The organism is Enterococcus plantarum, from assembly GCF_001730295.1.
Lineage (GTDB): Bacteria > Bacillota > Bacilli > Lactobacillales > Enterococcaceae > Enterococcus_L > Enterococcus_L plantarum.
Window position 1 is genome coordinate 56,052 of the sequence record NZ_MIKA01000009.1, and the last position, 20,681, is coordinate 76,732.

Consider the following 20,681-nt stretch of genomic DNA (forward strand, 5'->3'; position numbering starts at 1 on the left):
AAGTAGGAAAAATACTATCATAAGTTTATTTCATTATTACTTCTAACAACATAAAAATGATGATTTCCAACAATTAACCTCTCGAAATCCAGTATTTCTTTGTCAAAGGAATAGCGACATTTTTAATCGCTCATTAAAATAAAGCCTTTACATAACAAGCCCGATTTCTTAATGTCACAATTGGTATTGAAATGACCCACAAAAATAACAAAAGTTTGTGAATTTTCATTTATATTTACCTTTTGATAAAAACAAACAGCTATTTCGTAAGCATTTATTTTGTGAATCTTTTACTTTTAGTATATTATAGTTATTAAGAGGTATGTACCAATATTTTCGAAAGGATCTGAAATTTATGTTAAAATTGTATACAACAAATAGCTGTACATCATGTAGAAAAGCACGGAGATGGCTGATCGATCATGATATTCCATTTGAAGAAAAGAATTTTGGCACTACTCCTATTACATTAGATGAACTAAAAAATATATTAATCCTTACGGAAGAAGGAACAGAAGATATCATTTCGATTCGTTCTAAAGTCTTCCAAAAGTTAGATACAGATATTAATGAGCTCCCTTTGCACGTATTATTAGAACTTATCCAAAATAATCCTGGACTACTTCGTCGTCCAATTATGATTGATGAAAAAAGATTACAGATTGGTTTCAACGAAGATGAAATTCGTTGTTTCTTACCAAGATCAGTCCGTAAAAGAGAATTATCCCAAACATTACTTTTAAGCGGTTTATAATTGCTACTACCTCGAATCCAAAAAATAAAAAACTCATTCATTTCTAAGTTTGAACAAATAGGACAAGCACAATCTGCGAACCAGATTGCACTTATTTCCTACTCACTTCACTTAGAGATAGAATGAGTTTTTTGTTAGACGTTTATTTTGTATCACTTCACAAACATTGCGTCTCCAAAACTAAAGAACCGATAACGTTCATCAATTGCATGCTGATACGCCGCAAGTGTTAATTCTTTACCAGCGAATGCACTGACTAACATTACTAAGGTTGACTTAGGCAAATGAAAATTCGTTGAGAAAGCTTGTACGACTTTAAATTCATATCCTGGCGTAATAAAAATATCTGTCCAGCCACTATCTGCTTTGATTTGTCCATCAAACTTGGTTCCGATTGTTTCTAACGTACGAATCGATGTTGTTCCTACTGCAACAATTTTCCCTCCGTTTTTACGAACGTTATTCAGTTGAGCGGCGGCTTCTTCTGTTAAACGATAAAATTCACTATGCATTTCATGTTCTGAAATATTATCCACACTAACGGGACGGAAAGTTCCTAATCCGACGTGTAAGGTCAAATAAACAAGCTTCACGCCCTTTGACTGAATTTTAGCAAGTAGTTCCTGCGTAAAGTGCAAACCTGCTGTAGGGGCTGCTGCAGACCCATTTTCTTTGGCATAGACGGTTTGATACCGATCAGGATCTTCTAAACGCTCTTTGATGTACGGCGGCAAAGGCATTTCTCCAAGAGATTCTAAAATTTCTAAAAAGATTCCTTCATACTTAAACGTCACAATCCGACCACCATGTTCTAATTCTTCCACAACAGTTGCCGTCAGACGACCATCGCCAAAGCTGATTTTGGTGCCAACTTTTGCGCGTTTGGCTGGTTTTATCAGTGTTTCCCATGTGTCTCCATCTGTATTGGTCAAAAGAAGTACTTCTAAATGCCCACCTGTTTCAGGTTTTTCACCATATAAGCGAGCCGGCAGCACTCTTGTATCATTCATGACCAGTGCGTCACCAGGAGTTAATTCATCAATGATCTCGTGAAAATGTTTATCTTCTATTTCCTTGGTTTCTCGATTTAAAACTAAAAGTCTTGAACTTGTTCGATCTTTTAAAGGCGTTTGGGCAATCAGTTCTTCTGGTAAATCAAAATCAAAATCTTCTGTACTAAGCATATTTGTCACTCTTTCTACTTGATTTGTCTTGGCTATTCTACCATTTTTTAGGTTATCTGGCTATGAAGTTCATTTCTTCTTTGGTGATAAGTTAATTGATAGGGTTCTTTTTACTATCAATGAAACTAAATAAAAAGTCTAGAGCTAAAACTAAAAAATAGTTTCCCTCTAGACTCTATATTTCTATAAGATTTGCAGCTACTGAAAATGTTATTCAATTTTTTCTAAAATTTTGACATCTCCGCTTTTTGATTTTACATCAATTAAATAGTTTGTGTTATCTTGCAGATCAGCAAAATCATTCCTCATCTCACCAGTATCTGTATTTGCTTTGATAGTTACGGGTTGACTGGGGCCTTGCAGCCATTTGATAAAACCCGACTGGCTAGATACAGTTGCATTTACTTTGCTTTCCTGGATAGCAATCGTGGTACCTGATCCATTTTCAAGTGCTAATGTACCTTGATTTTCTTCTGAAATGATTTTTCCAGTTTCATTGCTTATCATGAGCTCACCTTCTGTTCGCTTAACAATGACTTGGCCATTTGTGGCAGTAGCGTTCAGTTTCTTTGTTTCAGAATCTTCTAAAATCGTACGGCCAGATCGATTGTTTAGGACAACATTATCTGAGCGTAGGAATTTTAAAATAGACAGTCCTTTATTCCCTTCAATGCTCAGATCACCTAACATGCCCGTGATAATTGTTTTACCAGAATCACTTTTTACTTTCAAATTCATTGCAGATTCTTCTATGATCACATCACCATACGCACTACGTATAGTCCCCGTATCTGCAATAATATTTTTCACATAGACATCACCTGTAATTAATTCTAAATCAAAATTCTTTGTTTGAATATCCAACAAACGCAAATCTCCACGGCTTAAGCCTAAATGAAAATCATCAAGAATCGCCCCTTTTGGAATGAAAAAAATCACTTCAGATCGTCCAGTTTTAGTAAAGACATCAAACATATTTTCTTGATCCAAAGTCAAATTTATTTTATTTTCATATGAACCACGTTCAATTTTTTGGATATCACTTTCTTTAAAACGCCCCTTGACCATCAAGCTTGGCTTTTCCGCACTAGATACTTCTACAGTCGTAAACTCAACATCCGCATCTGAATCAAAACGAAAGGCAGCATGTTTTTCAGAAGATAAACGAATCTCCTTATAGTAAGGTCTACCTCTGTACAGCAATTGATTGGTTACAGAAAAAAACAGAAGCATCAATAAACTCAATCCCAGCAATCCACTCGATAAACCATTGATCAACCGACGTTTTTTTACAATCCAACTTTTAACTACTTGCAAAATAATTGCCAACAATAGTAGACTCAAAATCGTTGGAATTCCGGCAAGATTTTGTTCTTCATTCAGCTCTTTAAATAGATATATCAAGAAAAAAGAAAGAGTTGCTAATAGGATGAGTAGTATAAATGGTTTGAAAAAATTCAATACTGTTTTTACACATTTGTGTATTCTTTTTTTCTGTGTTTGAATGAATACCTCTTGAATTGCTTCTCTTGGTACAACAGAAGTTTTAGCATTGATTGCCGCAGATAAACTGAGATCCGCATAAAAATCTGCGGCAATCTCTTCCGGTGGCGCAAGTCTAGATACTACCTCAGCCTCTGTCTGTCCCTCTTCTAAACAAATAGCTAATTATTCCAATAAATCTTCTTTTAACTCATTGAACTGTTCTATATCTTCTTCAGCAAAAGCAGCCTTTAGTTGGTTTAAATAGTCTTCCATCGTCTGTACTATTCTGCCTCCCTTAGTTTACTTACTTGTTCAACGAAATCATCCCAATCACTTTCTAAAAGTTTCAAGTATTCTTTTCCTTTGTCAGTCATTTTATAGTATTTTCTGGATGGACCATCGGGTGATTCTTTTGTATAGATATCACAATAGGATTCCTTGACTAATCGACGTAAAACGGGATAAAGCGCGCCTTCAGTAATAGGTATAAACTGATTCACTCGTTGTGTTAATTCATATCCATATCTATCTTCTTTTTGAATAAGATGAAGCACACACATTTCTAAAGCACCTTTTTTAAACTGGCTAGAAGCCCTCATCGCTCAATCCCCTTATCACAGTTTTGATTGACAAAATTACCCGCTATCTCTTATAAGTATCCACTGAAATAAACCGATTACAACACCAGTTAGTAAGATGCCAATCTTTACGATTCTTCTAGAAAAAAACGTTCTCCTTAATAAGTAAAGTCTAGCTTCTCAAAACGTTGAAAATCAGTCCTGCTACAAAATGATTTATGCTTTAGAACAAAAAAGGTTTGGCCTTCTATCAGTGGTTATAGCGGTTGTAATTCTTTTTCTCTTGAATGATACCTTGACGTTCTTCCGGTGTCAAATTAGGATCGCTTAACTGCTCGCCCCACTCTCTGTTTCTCCGTCCTATTTCTTGTCCATTAGCTGACGCACCAGAAACGGCCTCGGTTCCTTCTGTATTTTCTGGCGATAGAGGTGATGTCTCCTCTACTGCTTGTTGACTTGCCGCTGATTCTTTTTCTGTCTCTTTCAGAGCTTTCTGATTAGCAGCTTGTTCCTCTTCTACTTTTTTCGCTTCCTCTTGTTGCTTTTTTTGGGCTCGTTTTGTTTCTTTTGCCTCTAACTTTTTCTTAATTGAATTTTCAACATGAGTAATCTTTTTTGATACGACTTCAGCAAGATGTTCTCTTTTTAAAGCAAAACGTTCCTTAACTGCCTCATCTTTTGAAAATGTAGCATTCGCGGTATTGATTGTCTGAGACATTCCCATACCAACGATAAAAAGAGCCAAACAAAATACTATAAATTTTTTCATTCTAATTTCCCCTTAATCACTATATTTTTTATCAAATTATCCTTGAAAAGCATCCAATAGTTCTCCGTATCGTTTCTCTTCATCTACAATGATCCAATATTTTTTTTCTTTCTTATCCGGCTCCAATTCTAAATAAATCGTCTTCGTTTCTTTGGATGCTTTCAATTCTTTAAACGCTTCTTTTAGTGCCTCAAATTGAAGTTGATTATGGTCTTTCTCTGTTAGTTCGTTTAATTCATTTAAAATGCCTTTTAATTGCTTTTCATCAGAAATTTTGTCTATGTCTTCTATATGTTTGACCGTGTCATACCCTTTATCTCTTAACCACTTTACTAATTCTTCATCTGTCTTCTTATCCAGAGTCTGATTAAACGCTCTCTGATCTAAACCTGTCACTTTTACTTGTGCTTTATACTTATTTGAGGAACTGTCTTTCATTTTTACAGAAAAGCTGGTTTCTTCATCCAATCGTTCTTGATAAATTTCTACCAAGTCCTTTGCTTGTTCTTTTGAAACATCGAATAATTCAGAGAAATCCTGAATCAGATCGTTCTGACTAGGCGCATCTAATTGATAGAAGTACTTTTCTGCCTCTTCATTATCTGTATCATAAATGACATTATTGATAAAAGTTGTGGCAACATCTTTTGGATCTGCATTCTTTGCGCATCCAGTCAAAATAACAACTATTAAAGCGAAGATTATAACTATTCTCTTAATTTTCATGTGCTTAATAAACTCCTTTTATGCTATTAATTACTGTCTTTTTTTGTATCTTTTCTATTTTTGAGTAAATCAGATCTACCTTATGATAATAGTAACGCTTACGTGAAAAGTTCTGCATCTTAAAGGTAACCGTAACGTTACCCACTAACATAATCATACGCAATCGAACCATTTTTACAGGTTAACTACTATTAAATGACCCTACACACCAACTATCTTAAACTATTTCTTTAAATTTCATGCTCCTTCCCTACTCTATTATTCATAAAACAGTAGATGCTCATCATCAATATACTAAGGTTCCTTACTATTGTCAATAGAATAATAGTTCCCTAATCACGCTCACTATTCTTTACTCCCAAATTCGTTGGTAAAATCGAATAATTTTCTCACAAATTTTAATTTAAAATGACAAAAAAAACATCTGATTTGTCCAAATCGTTATTTTGTAGCATACTAGTAGTAGAAACGTTTGTTAGGAAACACTGCAATCATTTAAAGAATGAGACACAGAAAAAAGAATTTGGGGTGAGAAAGTTGATCGAATTTCAACATGTTTCAAAAATTTACAAAGGCGGTAAAATCGCTGTAGATGACGTCAATCTGTCTTTTAATAAAGGGGAGTTTATCTGCTTTATCGGAACTAGCGGAAGTGGTAAAACAACCTCTATGCGGATGATCAATCGAATGACTGATCCCTCAAAAGGAAAAATCATGATCAATGGTGAAGATATTCAAACAATCAATCCAGTAGAATTACGCAGAAAAATTGGCTATGTCATTCAAAATATCGGCTTGATGCCACACATGACGATTAGAGAAAATATCGTTCTTGTACCGAAGTTATTAAAAGTTGACCTAGAAGAACGAAATAAAATCGCAGAAAAAATGATTGATTTAGTTGAACTCCCTAGAGAAATGCTAGATCGTTATCCCAATGAGCTATCCGGAGGTCAGCAACAACGAATCGGTGTTGTCCGCGCTCTTGCAGCGAATCAGGATATTATCTTGATGGATGAACCTTTTGGAGCTTTAGATCCAATCACAAGAGACTCTTTACAAGATTTAGTTAAAGATTTACAAGAACGTTTAGGAAAAACCATTGTGTTTGTTACCCACGATATGGATGAAGCATTAAAATTATCGAATCGAATTGCCATCATGAGCGAAGGGAAAGTCATTCAATTTGATACACCAGACAATATCTTACGTCATCCAGTCAATGAATTTGTCGAAGAGTTGATTGGTGAAGATCGCTTGATCCAGGCTAAACCAGATATCACCACAGTTGGTGAAGTCATGCTAAATAACGCTATCACGATCACCCCGGAAAAATCATTGTCAGAAGCAATCAAACTAATGAGAGAAAAACGTGTTGATACACTCTTAGTGGTAGATGGCGCAGGCGTCTTAAAAGGCTTTGTTGACGTTGAAACGATTGACCGCCGTAGAAATACCGCGACAAGTGTCAGCGATATCATGAATCCTAAAGTATTCTTTGTAAAAAAATCCTCATTATTACGCGATACCCTGCAACGAATTTTAAAACGTGGACTAAAATATGTTCCCGTTGTTGATGACCGACAAAAAGTCGTTGGAATTCTAACTAGAGCTTCTTTAGTAGACATTGTGTATGATGTTATCTGGGGTGAAGAAGAAACAGAAGAAACCACTCCATTTACAAGTGAAACAGAATCAATTGATGTCAAACAACCTCAAGCGGAGGTGTAGCAAAATGAATCAGTTTCTTTTAGAAAGAGGAAATGAATTTGTCACTAAAATCGGTGAACATATTTTTATTTCTGGTGTTGCACTTATCTTAGGAATTTTGTTTGCTGTCCCAATTGGAATCTTGTTGACGAGAACAAAAAGAACGGCTGCCATTGTCATTGGTTTAACAAGTGCCTTACAGACCGTTCCTTCATTGGCACTACTTGCATTGATGATTCCGATCTTTGGTGTTGGTAAAATTCCAGCAATCATTGCGTTGCTTATCTACTCTCTATTACCTATTTTAAGAAATACGTATATTGGGATCAAAGAAGTAAGTTCTGATTATAAAGATGCTGCCAAAGGAATGGGCATGACAAATGTGCAATCGATTTTCATGGTTGAGTTACCTATCGCTATGCCAACGATCATGGCCGGAATTCGCCTAGCTGCAGTGTATGTCATTGCATGGGCAACGCTCGCTTCTTACATTGGTGCTGGTGGTCTCGGAGACTTCATTTTCAGCGGATTAAATAATTATCAACCTGATTTGATTTTTGCGGGAACCATTCCTGTTACTATTTTGGCTTTAGCTGCAGACTTATTATTGGGTCTGTTAGAGAAGAAATTAACTCCTAAAGCATTAAGGGAGGCAGAATGATGAAACGTAAATTAAAATTATTACTCATAGCATTTTTTAGCGCATTGCTTTTATCTGGTTGTTCTTTACCTGGGCTTGCTTCTAATTCCGATGATTCTACGATTTCCATTACTGGTGGAATTACATCAGAAGCGCAAATACTAGCAAGTTTAGTTGCTGGCATGATTGAACATTATACAGATGAAAAAACGACGATCATCAACAATTTAGCAACAACTACGATCAATCATCAAGCAATGATGAACGGAGATGCTCAAATTTCAGCAGCTCGTTATACCGGAACCGATTTGACGACTACCTTAAACATGGACCCAATCAAAGATCCTAAAAAAGCGTTTGATGTCGTGCAAAAAGAGTTTCAAAAAAGATTCCAACAAAAATGGTTTAATTCTTATGGGTTTGCTAATACCTATGCATTTATGGTCACACAAGAAACAGCAAAAAAATACAATTTAAAAACCATCAGCGACCTAAAAAAAGTTGGTGATCAATTGACCGCTGGCGTTGACACCTCTTGGATCGACCGTAAAGGCGATGGGTATAAAGGATTTACTGAAACATATGGCTTTGACTTCAAACGTGTTTTTCCTATGCAAATCGGTTTAGTTTATGATGCTGTTGCGGCTAATAAGATGGACGTTGTTTTAGGGTATTCAACAGATGGCCGGATTGGCAGTTATGATTTAGTTATTTTAGAAGATGACCTTCACTTCTTCCCACCTTACGATGCCTGTGCCGTTGCAACGGATGAACTCTTAGAAAAACATCCTGAATTGAACGATGTCATTGCTAAACTTTCAGGAAAAATTTCGACAGAAACAATGCAAAAACTAAATTATCAAGCAGACAACGATTTAATGGAACCAGCAACAGTTGCGGAAAACTTCTTAAAAGAACACCATTTCTTCGAATCTGAAGGAGGTGGGAAATAATGCAGAATCTACAAGATATGAATTTACTACAACAGTTTTTCTATTACTTTGAGCAAAACGGTAGTTATGTTTTGAGTCAATTTGTTCGGCATTTCTTAATTTCCATCTACGGTGTATTATTTGCTGCAATCGTAGGAATCCCAATTGGTATTTTCATTGCTCGAAGAAGAAAAATGGCTGGTTGGGTCGTGAGTATCGCAAACTTAATTCAAACAGTTCCTTCCCTAGCAATGCTCTCTATTTTGATGCTAGGTCTTGGTCTTGGAGTGAATACCGTTATTGTTACAGTCTTTCTCTATTCTCTTTTACCGATCATTAAGAATACCTATACTGGGATGATTCAAGTTGATCGAAATATTTTAGATGTCGGTAAAGGCATGGGGATGACAAAATGGCAACGACTTTATATGGTGGAATTGCCACTCTCCGTTTCTGTAATTATGGCAGGGATTCGTAATGCTTTAGTTGTGGCGATCGGAATCACAGCAATTGGTGCTTTTGTAGGTGCCGGCGGTCTTGGCGATATTATTATTCGTGGAACAAATGCCACAGATGGTACCGCAATTATCCTTGTTGGAGCATTGCCAACGGCTTTAATGGCTATCATTACAGACTGGATATTAGGCATGATCGAACGCCGATTAGATCCGGCGAGTAAACATTCCTAGAATTTGACAAACAGAGCAAGTAAGAATGTTAACTATTCTTACTTGCTCTGTTTCTATTTCTTCAAATGATAACTATACGTTGCGACAACAATATTTTCTCGCCAAGATAACCGTAGACGTAAACGTAAACTCGTCTGATTATGCAAAATATTTTGCCAACGTCGATTAGGGACAAATTGCGGGATCAACACCGTCGTCGTATACTGTCGCTTCGCTGAATTTTTACTCACCAAATCAACATAACGAAGAATGGGGTTCGTAATCGACCGATAAGATGAATGAACGACAGAAAAACGAATATCAGGAAAATGTCGCTTAAATTCTGCTTCAATTTCCTTTTCTTTTGCGATATTTTCATCTAATGACACATGCATCGCAACCACATAATCACCGATCGAACGAGCATAATTTACAGCTCCCACATTTGCCTGAGTCGCATTCCCAACTAAAACGATGACTGTATTGCCATAAAATTCCTGTTGCTTCACAGTTTCCTCTAAGCGCAATTGTTCAGCTACATTTTGATAATGAGCATGGATACTGTAAAAAACAAAAATCAAAACAGGCATAATAATAAAGAATGGCCAGATATCGCCTAAACGATACATGAATAAAATAACGATAATCGCATAAGAAATAAACGCACCGACAATATTAGCAATCGATTTTGATAACCATTTTTCAGTCTCTTTCCGCCATTTAAGAACCATCCCTGTCTGAGATAAGGCAAACGGAATAAACACACCAATGGAATACAGCGGAATCAATCGTTCCGTCGACCCTTGAAAAATCAATAACAAAACAACCGATCCAGCTGCCAAAGTCAAAATCCCATTTGAGTAACCCAAACGATCTCCCCGATCCATATACATATGGGGCATAAATTTATCTTTTGCTAGATTGTATGCGAGTACTGGAAAAGCCGAAAATCCCGTATTAGCAGCAACAGCTAAAATCAACGCTGTAGAAAATTGCAGTACATAATAAAGAATATTCTGTCCAAAAACCGCTTTCCCGATTTGAGCTAGCACAGTTACTTCAGTTTGTGGGACGATTCCATACCAATAGTTTATGAACGTGATGCCGACAAAGAAAAATCCTAAAATTGCCGCCATCAATGTTAATGTTCCAGCCGCATTTTTTGCTCGAGGTTTTTTGAAAAATGGCACGGCATTGCTAATTGCTTCAACCCCCGTTAAAGAAGATGAACCAGATGAGAATGCTCGTAAAATCAACGCAATCGTGATACCTGGTACAACGGTTCCTGGAATTGCGGTCGCATGTAATGGTACGGCACCTGTAAAGATCTTAACTAAACCTGTTGCAATGAGCAGTGTAATCACGGCAATAAAACTATAAACAGGCAACATAAAAAAACTAGCGGATTCTCTCAATCCCCGTAAATTCATCAACATAATCAACAAAACAATGACAATCGAAATTGCAACTTGGTGACCGTATAAAGCCGGTACCGCCGAAATGATCGCCTCAGCTCCTGCAGAAACCGAAACAGCAACCGTTAACATGTAGTCAACTAACAGTGACCCACCAGCCACTAGACCTGCATTTTTTCCCAAATTTTCACTACTAACAACGTAAGCTCCACCGCCATGAGGATACGCATGAATGATTTGCCGATAAGATAACGTTAATGATATAAGTAAAATAATAACAAAAGCAGCAATCGGTAGTGAATACCATATAGCAGCAGCAGACAGTGTAACAAGTACAACAACTATTTGTTCTGTACCATAAGCAATTGAAGACAATGCATCTGATGACAACAAAGCCAATGCTGCAAATCGACTTAATTTATGTTCATCATTTTCAGTAGATTTCAATGGTTTTCCGATGAACAATCGTTTTAAATAGTCCACTTTTTCCCCTCTCCTTCTCTATTTTTTTATAACCTATTAGTAGGAAAAATTTGTATTTTTTTCCACAAACAATGACATATGCTACGCTCATAAATTGGGATTGTCAATTATTTTCATGTTAAACTATTAAAAAATTTATCACTCTTTCCTTATCCATTAAAGAAACGCTCAGTCCGTTGATTTTCTTCATTATAACAAGAGTGTTATTTTAAAAAAAATAGTTCGTCTTCCCTTCTTTTCTCGGCGTTAATAGAAAAAGAACAAACCATTTCTTAAACCTTACAAAAAACGTCTAAACAATATTCGTACAGACTTTAAAAGTAAAAAAGCGACGGAGTGATAACTATTTTGTTGTGTGCTCTAAAAGTTAGACTGTTTTAGGTGTGGAGAAATCCGCCCTTTTTTTATTGTTAAAATTTTTTCAATTACCAACTTCGTTGCCAAAGGAGTCCCTCCTTCATTAAGAAGATACGCTTGAACTACTTGGTATTTTAAATTTACTATCCTATTTTGCCATAGTAAAAAGGGTGTGATACAAAAGTAAAAATCACTTTTGTATCACACCCTAAATACGAATAAATGGTGGGAGAAGAAGCAATCCCTTCTGAAATAAGCGCTTCTGTCCCATCCGCCTCACAACATTTTACGTCAGCTCTTCGTCACTGTTTTATTGATAATACTCTCGGTTCATACTTTCATATTCATCCAAGTGCCATTCTTGAATAGCAGATTCTTCTGAAGCATCTCGATTCAGATAACCCAGTCCCACTGGTTTAGAATACTGCGTATTTGACATCAACATATGAGAAATTGTTTCATCTTGCATTTTTATTATATGCTTTAAACGAACTTTTTCTAATTTCAAATCCGTAATTTTTTCTTGTTTTCTCTCTTTTTTTTCTAATAAATTCTGTAATAATTGTTTGTCTCTGATAATCACTAATGTTAAAACAACAATCACTATCACTAAAAAATATAGAACCATCAATAAATTTGTATCCATTTTTCTATTTCCCCCTAACAAGTCCTCATCTATATTAACATGTTAGGAGCTTTTGTTTTTCTCATTTTTTTATATAAAATAACTATATTTATATAATTTTTGAGAAAAATTATAAATATATTCTTTTTTTCGTCATTATAGAGACCTCTACAATAGGTAATTGTGATCAAACGTTATTTCTACTATATAATCGCCAATATTTCTATAGACTTGCTCTTGTAGACGAATCTTTAATTCTTGATCGGTTCCTTTAAAATGATTTGGGACAACTAAGTCGAATAAAATGCGCGGTTTTCCACCATGATCCACTAAACGAATATCATGTCCCTTTAACTCGTCACTAATTCCTTTAATAACCTTTTTCAGCTCTTGATGAATAAACTGTTGCCTTTGATCATGTAGATTTACCGGATCGATATGACAAACGAGTTCTACACCCAACTGCTTTTTAAATTTATTTTCGATCTCGTCGATTGTTTCATGAGCCTTTGTTAAATCCCAACGATCATCGATTTCAATATGTACGGAAGCAAACATTTTACTTGGTCCATACTGATGAATCAATAAATCATGGTATCCTACAATTTCTGAAACAGATGATAAATACAGCTTCATTTCATCGATTGCTGCTTGATTAGGGCGTAACCCCATCAACTCATTTACAAATTCTCGAATCAACTGAAGGCCACTAAAAATAATGTAGCAAGCAATGACCAATCCCACGATTCCATCGATCTTTAATCCCGTCACTCCTTCAACTGTAGCTGAAACTAATACAGCAATCGTCGTAAATACATCATTTAAACTATCTTTAGCCGTTGCAACTAGTGTATTGGAGTCAATTTTTTTAGCAACACGCTGATAAAAAACACTTTGCCACACTTTGATCAATATCGATAAAACTAAAATAATCAAAATTACTGGAGTAACTGTAATACTTTGCGGATTTTTGATCCGATCGATCGATGTCATAAAAAATTGAAAACCGACAAATGTAATCAGTAAAGAAACCAACATACCACTGATGTATTCGAATCGTTCATGACCATATGGATGTTCTTCATCTGCTGGCTTACCAGAAATATAAAAACCGACTAAGGTCAAAACAGATGATACTGTATCTGACAAGTTGTTCATTGCATCTGCCATGATCGACACACTACCGGAAATCAACCCTATCAAAAATTTACTGACAAAGAGTAGCATGTTAGATAATAATCCTACGATTCCAGCAAAAATCCCAAATGCTGTACGAATATCTGAACTTTTTTGTTGCTTTTTTTCAAAACGACCAATTAAAAAATTTATCATCATAATCCCTACCTCGTTTTTAGCATATTTCAAAACTATAAAATGATTTCAAAAATTTGTATAGTGAAAAACGACTTTTATTAGCGACTTTTTATTGTTTAGAAAGCCCCGATTTGAATGCTTGGAGGTCTTTTCTTTTTTGTTAGGGGCACCTTGAAATGAGGAAGCTTGTCTCTATTATGTCCTGTTTATCACAAAATAGCAAAAGAGTGAAGCAAACTTATTCCAAAGTTGCCTCACTCTTTTGTTATAAATAACTACACTATTTTAGTGGAAGATACGACTCTCATGAGAGACCTTCTCTAATTTCTTCGTTTTTTCCTCGACATACGGATATAAGAAAATCCCTAATACACAGAAAACGATCGCAATACCACTTAAAATGATAATTGCTTTCCACGCGTTTGGCCAGTAAATTCCTCCTGCCGATTCTCGTAATAAATTCACCGCATAGGTAAATGGTAAAAACGGATTAATAAACTGGAAGAATTTACCAGACACTTGTATTGGATAATTCCCGCCACCGCCAGAAATAGACAGTACTAATATAATGATCGCAGCTCCTTTTCCGACGTTTCCGAACAGCGCTACTAAAACGTAAACAATCATCATAAAGGCGAAAGCGATCAATAAGGCGAACAAGACACTATAAAAAGGTTGTCTTACATCTACACCTAATAAGAAATAATTTCCTAACGTCACAATCAACGCTTGTGCTAATCCCATGACTAAGAATGTCAACATTCTTGCAGAAAATTGTTCTCGTTTAGAATATTTCGTGCGGTCCTTTTCGTCTAAATAAAAATCGGTTGTTGCAACGCTTGAAAACAACACTGCGCCGACCCATAAACACAAAGCTGTGTAAAACGGTGTACTCGCTGAGCCATTATTTGCAATAGGATAAATTTTATCTTCAGATATTTCTACGGGTTTCGAGAAGAAGTCACTTTCAGCATTGGCGTCAAGTTTAAACAGTTTTATCACTTGACCAAGGTCTACATCCTTTTCACCTTTTCGGATTGCTTCAGCGGCTTTACGCACCCCAGTTTTGATGGTTGGCCAATCGTTTTGAACTAAGTCATTGGCTTTATCTAATGCAGACTCTAAATCCGGCATTTTGTCATTGACCGTATTCAATGTATCTGTGATATTATTTCTGATTCCTGGATAATCATTTTGAATGAAATTTGCTGCTAATCCAAGTTTATCTTCTATTACAGGCAATTCGTTATTGTAAAGGTCGGCACCTTTGTTGATCCCATTTACGATTGTATCCATATGGCCGTTCAATAAAACATTGGCATAATGAACTTCTTGTTTAATTGCAGGTAACTCTGCTTGGTATTTTTCTAAAATGCCGATTGCATTTGAAACAGTATCTTGTGTTGCGTTTAATAATGAAGCAAAGTCTATTTGTTTTGCCTTATCAAGGAGTCCTTGAGCGGTACTAATTGTTGCGATCAGTTTCGTTAAGATATCATTGACCATCGTTGAAACCGCCTCAACATCAATACTTGATGCGGTTGTAGCAATTTCATTGGCTGCATTTTGAATCGCTTCTAAGTCAGCATCTGTAATAGCATTTACATCTAAATTATCCACTTTGACTTTTAAATCTGAAATCATATTACTAATTGTTGTTAACTTATCAATAGTAGGCTGTAACTCTTGATTTCCAGCGGATTCTTGAATCTGTGTCAACGTTTGGATCAATTGTTGAACAACCACTTGCTGTTTTCCTAGACTAGCTGACAATTGTTGTTTCAGCATTTCGCGCTCGTCAGGTGTCAAACGATTGTCTCGTAGTTGCTCGACAACAGATGAAACGCTAGAACTGATTGTTCCAATTGCTTGTAAGGTCACTTTCATACTACTTGTAATGCCTGGTAGTGCCTCTTGCAATTTCGTTGCCCCTTCACTCGTGGCAGTCGCTAATTGATCTGCTTGATTTCCAAGTTTTTCAATGTCTGGTAGTGCAGTTTGAACTTGTTGAATAATCGTTAAGCCTTGTTTCGCTTCTTCGATCCCTTCATTCATCGTTTGTTCAACAGAAGCAAAATCATCATCGATCATCGCTAATTGTTTACCAGCATTTTGAATTTCCGGAATTTTTTCTTGCAACGTTAAAATAACTTTCGCTTGTTCTTTGATTGTCGGTATCTTATTATTTAAATCAACTAATTTCGCTCCTAATGCATCGACTTCTGGCAAATATTCAACAAACTCATTTGCTTTCGCCAATTTTGTTTTTAGTTCTGGCATTTTCCCGTGTAATGCTACAACTTCTTGTGTGTATTTATCGATTTGAGCCATGTTTTCATCTGTTGAAAGAATCATGTTTTTTACTTTTGTGATACTGACTAAATTAGAATCTAAGTTGTAGCCAATATCATTAAAAACCTTGACCAATGTCCCACTAGCTGTTTTAGTAAATTCATCAGTGATTTGTGCTTGTAAAGAAGTCGCGCCCTTTTCCGCAATTTTTGGTGCAATTGCGTTGATCTTCTCATTGATTGAATAGTCTATTTTAGGCTTAGTGATTTCCCCTGTCGTAAAACTTAACAAATCTTTGGAGAAATCTTTGGGTAGATAAATACCAGCATAATATTTACCTGATCGTACGCCCTTGTCTAGTTCTTCTTTAGAATCGACGAACCGCCAACCCAATTGTTTGTTTTTATGAAGATTTTTTAAGACTTCCTCACCAATATTGACTTTTTTACCTTTGAATGATGCTGCTTGATCATCACTGTATACTGCAATTGGTAACTCTCCTGTGTTTGCATAAGGATCCCATAAAGCTTCAATATTGAACCATGCATAAAGTGATGGAATAATCATCAGTGCAATAATCAAAAATGTAGCGATTGGGTTTTTAAAAATGCGTTGCCAATCTAATTTAAATAACTTCAATGTATTTTTTATATGTTTCATCCTGCTCACCCACTCTTTTTAATGACTGATTTACTTTAGCATAATTATTTTATCAATAACAAATGAAAAATCCAATTTTTGTCTATTTCTACGACAGGTTTCTTGAACTGTCGTAGAGATTTCTTCTATGTATTTCTGCATGCGATTGAATTAAGATATTTTTCGATTCTGATTTCTTCATCTGGAATTTCCTACACCTAAAAAAAAGACAAACTCATCCACCTGAATCAGCTTGCCTTTATTTTTTAACTTATCGTTTTGCTGTAAACTTTGACACTACTTTTTTTACTTCATTAACTGCATCATGGTCTAAATAAGAAAGAGCTCTAGGAACCACACTCATTAGGTACATTTTATCGAGCTTGTCCGTTGATCTTCTTTCCATCAGTTCTGCTAGCAACTGTTTCATGTCTTCTTGATGACCAGATTTCGTTCGATCCATTATGAAGTCATAAACTTTTTTTTCGTCTGCTTTCATCGGCTATGCCTCCTAGAATTTTAGTTTATTATAAGCTTAAATAACAATAAGTAGAAGTGATTTGCTTTCTATTTTTTGAATCATGTGAAAGAAATTTAAAAAATCTATCTTAGCTAACTACGTTCATTATACTAGAATGGACATCAATTGCTAGGGCTACGATCGCACTTGCGATGGCCGACCATCGTTGCGCTTTTTCTAAATCCGTTAATGGCTTCCCTGTTTTTTGGTTGATCCCTGTATTCAATTCTTCTGTAATTGTTTGAAAACACTCGTCAACCAAATCCTTTTCTGGTTTCGTCAAAATATCTAGGTATTCTTTGTATTTTTCATTGAATTGAACGTCTGCTTGTGTGACTTTACTTGGATCAGTCACCCACATCCATACATAAGCGCCTGTGGCAAGTTGGACACGACAATGGTAACGACCGTTCATTGATCGAAGTGGCCCAGGTCATATCTAATTAATTTTTCGAGGTTAAATGCATACTGTATAAATAACTATATGGTTTATCCCTTTAACTTTTTATTTATTTTCTGTTTGAATATTTTTTACTACTTCAATTTTTTGATATATGAAAAAAACGGATCAGTAGTTTTTCACCCACTCATACCGTTTCCGTAGTCGACAACTTAGTTGATTTGTATATCAAAGAATAGTCAAAAAGATTAGAAAAGTCTCTTGAATTTTTGTCCAATAAATACAGCTAGCTTTTTGTTAGCTATTGGCAACTTGATTAGTGAGATTGTTCCTTACTAGTCAAGGCTCAATCACTTGATTACCAGTCTTGTGATTGAGTGCCTTTTTTGTTTTTTGATTATTCGTATTCAATATAGATTTTACTCAAACGATTAATTTCTAAAAATGAAATAATCGTTTGAACTACTTCTTCTAGATCTTCTTTCATTGAAGTTTGATTAATTTTGTTAATATCAAAACGTTTTAATTGATTAATAGTAAGAGAATTATCTTTTATCAGCCATGGTGAATCATCATACCATCCTTCATGATTAAAATATTCATTCATAATTCCCTCTTTTTCTACATTGCAATCTAATAAGTTATCTAAAATAGTCTCGAAATAGCCATTCCAAATTACAAGTTTATTATTATCAGCAACAAAGGTAAACTCTGCTTCGCCCTGAAAACCTTCATAAAACCTACTATCAATCATTTAATTCATTCCTTCCAATGACCCTTATCTAAAATTTTTATTTGTTCTGGAGTAGCATTTCCTGCTTTTCTAGCATTTATAGCATCATACCATTTATATCCTTCTACCCATTCATTATCACCAATTTTAAAGAATGTTTGTGGCTTGTTTCCTCCATTTCCAGGTACTGTTCTTTGAACAACCCATGTATTACCTTGTTCTACAGGTGCTCCTGGAGTTCTTGTATGCCACCTTACTTCATACTTAAATTGACCATCATTCCACTTATAAGTAATTTGTTCATAACCAGCATTCATTTTGCACTGTCAGGAATACCTACTGGTGCAGTCTGCTTATATTGATTAGCAATTTTAAGTTTTTCTGCTTCGGACAAACTAGAAAGTTTAGGAATATTAGCTCCACTAGCTTTCCTAGCTACATCGTCCACGACCGATCCTACTTTTGGCGCTTTCAACTTAGTTGTAACATTCTTTGCCGTGTTTTTCAATCCGTTTACTGCTGATAACATGGTGCCCACTGTCAAAATATCTGTCGTCATATCATAGATATCTCCACGTTTAAAGTCATCAGCCATTGCGCCTATCGCTGCTTTACTCATTTCAAAAATGGCTTCAGGAGTTAATGCCTGAACATTCTTAACAGCTCCTGACCAATCTTTTCCAATCCAATCTGGTGATTTTACGCCTCTTCGATTATTGATCCCTGCAGCGAGTCCTCCACCTAATAGCTGACCAACTTGTATACTCCCAATCGCTAATGAACTGATCCCCTCTCCTACAAATCCTATCGTAGATTCTAAAACTAGTAAAATGCCTTTGCCTGTTTCTAAGAGTAAAAAACCTTCGGTATTGAGCCCTTTTGTTCCTTTGACAATCCCATTCCACCAACAACCGATTCCATCTGTAAAATGATGTGTATTCTACCGCAGTTGTTTTAGCCGATTCTAACGTTCAAAATATTGTGAATGAAGTGAAAAAAAATAACTTTTCTTATGACGATGAAGTGAAATTTATTTCATTAATAAGAAATTATATAGAATCGGTAAACAAAGAAAAGCAACTAGGGCATATGCTTGACATGTATGAATATGAAGGTATTACTATTCCAAAATTTGACGAATTAAAAGCTATGGAGAAAAAACTGCAAGTACCTTCTAATTTTTTGCTCTGTTTACCAACACTTTATTTTTTAGATGATTCAGATAATACAAAATTGAACTTTAAAAATGGTGTGGATACCAAATATACTATCACTTCAGAGGAAGAGTATGAAATTATTCAAAGCCTACCTAACTTGACTAAAAATGAACTAACAGAGATTAGTGATTTAGTTCATAAATTTCAGAAAAGAGACTGGGATATTTTTTAATTGTCAAACATCAAAAAGTGTAACGTATTTTTAAACAAATACATTACACTTTTTTATATTATTAGCTATCAGCAATCTGATTAGTGAGTTTAGGCCTTATCGCTTGATTAACAGTCTCGTGATAAAGTGCCTTTTTATTTTAAAACTGATCTTTTATTTCTTCCCAAATCTCACTAATAGACTTCCCATTTATTCGTGCATTCTTCAACAAATCTTCTGAGTTTTTAAACTCTTGAGTTTCTCCACCAACTTCAGTTAAGTAATTCCCGTCAGAATTTTGACTAATCCAAAATTCTTTATCCTTATAATAAAAATTGTATTCTTCTCCATAACCTACGCTTTCTTCCATTTCTTTATAGTCCATAATTTACAAACCTCCACATTCCATATATATTTTTTATTCTCTAGTAGGTTTTCCATTAGGATCGTACTTCCACTTATGTTCATGAGGGTACTCAGGATGTCTTTTAGGATTACCATGATTTGTCATATCAACATCACGTATAGCTTTTCCTGTTTCATCATAAAATCGTCTTGTAGTAAGTTCTCCTTTAGAATCTAAAATATCTACACTACTATTAGGTTCACCAAATGGTCCCGGGTTTTTATTCACCTTAGTATGAACTTTAGAAGGGGTTATATCTATTTCTTTACCTAAGTTATTTTTAATAACATTTCTAGCCCCACTAGGTTTCTTATACCCAGTTTTCCCTTTATTCTTCCCTCGATCCAGTGTATAATTCTTACCGCCTTTATTTCCCTTTAAAGTAGGCGTCTTAGGTGCGTTTGTCCCTTTGCCAGTAAACCCTTTTCCTCCATAATAAGCACCAATTGCTACGGCTGCGATCGCACTTGCGATGGTCGACCAACGTTGTGCTTTTTCTAAATCCGTTAATGGTTTCCCTGTTTTTTGATTGATCCCTGTTTTCAATTCTTCTGTAATTGTTTGAAAATACTCGTCAACCAAACCTTTTTCTGGCTTCGTCAATATATCTAGGTATTCTTTATATTTTTCATTGAATTGAACGTCTGCTTGTGTGACTTTACTTGGATCGGTCACCCACATCC

The 20,681-nt window shown here is 35.4% G+C and carries 21 protein-coding genes and 1 pseudogene; 6 read left to right on the forward strand and 16 right to left on the reverse strand.

The annotated features are described in order from the left end of the window. Positions 1 to 355: 355 nt before the first annotated feature. A complete protein-coding gene (spx, locus tag BCR22_RS04840) occupies positions 356 to 754 on the forward strand; it encodes a transcriptional regulator Spx (protein ID WP_069653853.1) in 399 nt (132 codons plus the stop codon). Between the two features lie 152 nt (positions 755 to 906). Here the strand turns inward: spx and queA are convergent, their stop codons facing one another. The 5 genes from queA to BCR22_RS04865 form a co-directional block, all read right to left on the reverse strand. Further along, entirely contained in the window at positions 907 to 1,938 is a 1,032-nt protein-coding gene (queA, locus tag BCR22_RS04845) for a tRNA preQ1(34) S-adenosylmethionine ribosyltransferase-isomerase QueA (RefSeq protein ID WP_069653854.1), read from the reverse strand. Positions 1,939 to 2,148: 210 nt separating this feature from the next. Continuing rightward, the gene (locus BCR22_RS04850; protein WP_240485854.1) at positions 2,149 to 3,399 is read right to left on the reverse strand and encodes a DUF4097 family beta strand repeat-containing protein; all 1,251 of its coding nucleotides are present in this window, start codon (positions 3,397 to 3,399) and stop codon (positions 2,149 to 2,151) included. 305 nt (positions 3,400 to 3,704) lie between these two features. Beyond that, entirely contained in the window at positions 3,705 to 4,022 is a 318-nt protein-coding gene (locus BCR22_RS04855; protein ID WP_069653855.1) for a PadR family transcriptional regulator, read from the reverse strand. 229 nt (positions 4,023 to 4,251) lie between these two features. Further along, positions 4,252 to 4,770: a hypothetical protein gene (locus tag BCR22_RS04860; protein ID WP_069653856.1), complete on the reverse strand. Its 519-nt coding sequence runs from the start codon at positions 4,768 to 4,770 to the stop codon at positions 4,252 to 4,254. Positions 4,771 to 4,806: 36 nt separating this feature from the next. Continuing rightward, entirely contained in the window at positions 4,807 to 5,496 is a 690-nt protein-coding gene (locus BCR22_RS04865) for a hypothetical protein (protein WP_069653857.1), read from the reverse strand. Between the two features lie 537 nt (positions 5,497 to 6,033). Here BCR22_RS04865 and BCR22_RS04870 point away from each other — a divergent pair. The 4 genes from BCR22_RS04870 to BCR22_RS04885 are packed head-to-tail and all read left to right on the forward strand — an operon-like array spanning position 6,034 to position 9,467. Beyond that, complete coding sequence (locus BCR22_RS04870) at positions 6,034 to 7,227, forward strand: betaine/proline/choline family ABC transporter ATP-binding protein (protein WP_069653858.1); 1,194 nt, start codon at positions 6,034 to 6,036, stop codon at positions 7,225 to 7,227. A gap of 4 nt (positions 7,228 to 7,231) precedes the next feature. Beyond that, positions 7,232 to 7,867, forward strand: a complete 636-nt coding sequence (locus BCR22_RS04875) for an ABC transporter permease (RefSeq protein ID WP_069653859.1) — start codon at positions 7,232 to 7,234, stop codon at positions 7,865 to 7,867. After that, positions 7,864 to 8,799, forward strand: coding sequence for an osmoprotectant ABC transporter substrate-binding protein (locus BCR22_RS04880; RefSeq protein ID WP_181429538.1), 936 nt, complete (start codon positions 7,864 to 7,866; stop codon positions 8,797 to 8,799). Before BCR22_RS04875 ends, BCR22_RS04880 begins: the two co-directional genes overlap by 4 nt. After that, on the forward strand, positions 8,799 to 9,467 hold the full coding sequence (locus BCR22_RS04885) for an ABC transporter permease (RefSeq protein WP_069653861.1): 669 nt from the start codon (positions 8,799 to 8,801) through the stop codon (positions 9,465 to 9,467). The genes BCR22_RS04880 and BCR22_RS04885 overlap by 1 nt, the downstream gene beginning before the upstream one ends. 53 nt (positions 9,468 to 9,520) lie before the next feature. Here the strand turns inward: BCR22_RS04885 and BCR22_RS04890 are convergent, their stop codons facing one another. From BCR22_RS04890 to BCR22_RS15645, 9 genes are all read right to left on the reverse strand, one after another. Continuing rightward, positions 9,521 to 11,344 carry an APC family permease gene (locus BCR22_RS04890; protein ID WP_069653862.1) on the reverse strand — a complete coding sequence of 608 codons (1,824 nt, stop codon included), beginning with the start codon at positions 11,342 to 11,344 and terminating at the stop codon, positions 9,521 to 9,523. A 667-nt stretch (positions 11,345 to 12,011) separates the two neighbouring features. Further along, a complete protein-coding gene (locus tag BCR22_RS04895) occupies positions 12,012 to 12,347 on the reverse strand; it encodes a hypothetical protein (protein ID WP_069653863.1) in 336 nt (111 codons plus the stop codon). 147 nt (positions 12,348 to 12,494) lie between these two features. After that, positions 12,495 to 13,658 carry a cation diffusion facilitator family transporter gene (locus BCR22_RS04900; protein WP_181429537.1) on the reverse strand — a complete coding sequence of 388 codons (1,164 nt, stop codon included), beginning with the start codon at positions 13,656 to 13,658 and terminating at the stop codon, positions 12,495 to 12,497. Positions 13,659 to 13,925: 267 nt separating this feature from the next. Beyond that, positions 13,926 to 16,592, reverse strand: a complete 2,667-nt coding sequence (locus tag BCR22_RS04905; RefSeq protein ID WP_069653865.1) for a YhgE/Pip domain-containing protein — start codon at positions 16,590 to 16,592, stop codon at positions 13,926 to 13,928. A 250-nt stretch (positions 16,593 to 16,842) separates the two neighbouring features. After that, the gene (locus tag BCR22_RS04910; protein WP_069653866.1) at positions 16,843 to 17,070 is read right to left on the reverse strand and encodes a hypothetical protein; all 228 of its coding nucleotides are present in this window, start codon (positions 17,068 to 17,070) and stop codon (positions 16,843 to 16,845) included. Positions 17,071 to 17,179: 109 nt separating this feature from the next. Further along, entirely contained in the window at positions 17,180 to 17,506 is a 327-nt protein-coding gene (locus BCR22_RS04915; protein WP_069653867.1) for a hypothetical protein, read from the reverse strand. A 382-nt stretch (positions 17,507 to 17,888) separates the two neighbouring features. Further along, entirely contained in the window at positions 17,889 to 18,245 is a 357-nt protein-coding gene (locus tag BCR22_RS04920) for a hypothetical protein (protein WP_069653868.1), read from the reverse strand. Between the two features lie 5 nt (positions 18,246 to 18,250). Further along, positions 18,251 to 18,541 carry a hypothetical protein gene (locus BCR22_RS15640; RefSeq protein ID WP_069653869.1) on the reverse strand — a complete coding sequence of 97 codons (291 nt, stop codon included), beginning with the start codon at positions 18,539 to 18,541 and terminating at the stop codon, positions 18,251 to 18,253. Continuing rightward, positions 18,538 to 18,843 carry a hypothetical protein gene (locus tag BCR22_RS15645; protein WP_069653870.1) on the reverse strand — a complete coding sequence of 102 codons (306 nt, stop codon included), beginning with the start codon at positions 18,841 to 18,843 and terminating at the stop codon, positions 18,538 to 18,540. Before BCR22_RS15645 ends, BCR22_RS15640 begins: the two co-directional genes overlap by 4 nt. Before the next feature lie 371 nt (positions 18,844 to 19,214). Between BCR22_RS15645 and BCR22_RS04935 the strand changes: the two genes are divergently transcribed. Then, positions 19,215 to 19,613, forward strand: coding sequence for a hypothetical protein (locus BCR22_RS04935; RefSeq protein WP_141706534.1), 399 nt, complete (start codon positions 19,215 to 19,217; stop codon positions 19,611 to 19,613). 139 nt (positions 19,614 to 19,752) lie between these two features. Here the strand turns inward: BCR22_RS04935 and BCR22_RS04940 are convergent, their stop codons facing one another. Both BCR22_RS04940 and BCR22_RS15380 read right to left on the reverse strand, forming a co-directional pair. Beyond that, positions 19,753 to 19,977: a hypothetical protein gene (locus tag BCR22_RS04940; protein WP_069653872.1), complete on the reverse strand. Its 225-nt coding sequence runs from the start codon at positions 19,975 to 19,977 to the stop codon at positions 19,753 to 19,755. A 33-nt stretch (positions 19,978 to 20,010) separates the two neighbouring features. After that, a pseudogene (locus BCR22_RS15380) lies at positions 20,011 to 20,681 on the reverse strand (hypothetical protein); the annotation flags it as partial.